1 protein-coding gene is annotated in these 847 nt (G+C 54.2%); it reads right to left on the bottom strand.

Annotated features, from left to right (window positions below; translation table 11 throughout):
- Window positions 1–39: 39 nt before the first annotated feature.
- Window positions 40–847: IS3 family transposase (locus KZZ06_RS20040; RefSeq protein ID WP_219581757.1), on the bottom strand; the 808-nt coding region annotated here is incomplete at its 5' end.

Genomic DNA, 847 nt, shown 5'->3' with positions numbered 1-847 from the left:
GGTAATCCCCCCATTTTTAATGGGGTCCAGCCGTAGAATTCACGCGGCTGTTTTCAGTTTCATTGCGGGGGTCATGCCGCCGATGCCCATGTTGGGTCGCTCGTTGTTGTATGTCCAGAGCCATTCAGTTGCCTGGTCCTGTACCTCCTCAATGGTTTCAAAGATATATTGGCCCAACCATTCGCCGCGAACGGTGCGGTTGTAGCGTTCGATATAGGCGTTCTGCTGGGGCTTGCCGGGTTGGATATATTCGAGACGCACGTTGCGTTTCTCAGCCCATTCCATGAGCTTCCCACTGACGTATTCCGGGCCGTTGTCGACACGAATAGCCTTGGGCTTTCCGCGCCACTCAATGATCTGATTCAGCGCACGCACGACACGTTCAGCGGGCAACGAGAAGTCGACCTCAATAGCCAGACCTTCGCGATTGAAGTCATCCAAAACGTTCAACGTTCTAATCGACCTGCCATCAGCCAACTGATCCGCCATGAAATCCATCGACCAAGTCTCGTTGGGTCTTTCAGGCACAGCCAATGGTTCTGGCTTGTCCCGTTTGAGGCGCTTCTTGGGTTTGATCCGCAAATTGAGCTCCAGTTCACAATAGATCCGGTAAACCCGTTTATGGTTCCAGCCATAGCCTTGGACGTTGCGCAGATACAGAAAACAAAGGCCAAAGCCCCAGTTGCGCTTGTTGGCTGTCAGACGTTCCAGCCAATCCGCAATCTCTTCGTTCTCGTCGCTCAAAACAGGGCTGTATCTGTAGCAGGTCTCGCTGATCTCGAACGTCCTGCACGCCAACGCAACGCTGACGCCGTGCCCCGCGACCGCGTTCATGGCCATCTCTCGC

It is taken from the genome of Sulfitobacter sp. CW3 (assembly GCF_019392245.1).
Classification (GTDB): Bacteria; Pseudomonadota; Alphaproteobacteria; order Rhodobacterales; family Rhodobacteraceae; genus Sulfitobacter.
The sequence above is the reverse complement of the archived record's forward strand: the minus strand, read 5'-3'. Positions and strand labels throughout refer to the sequence as shown.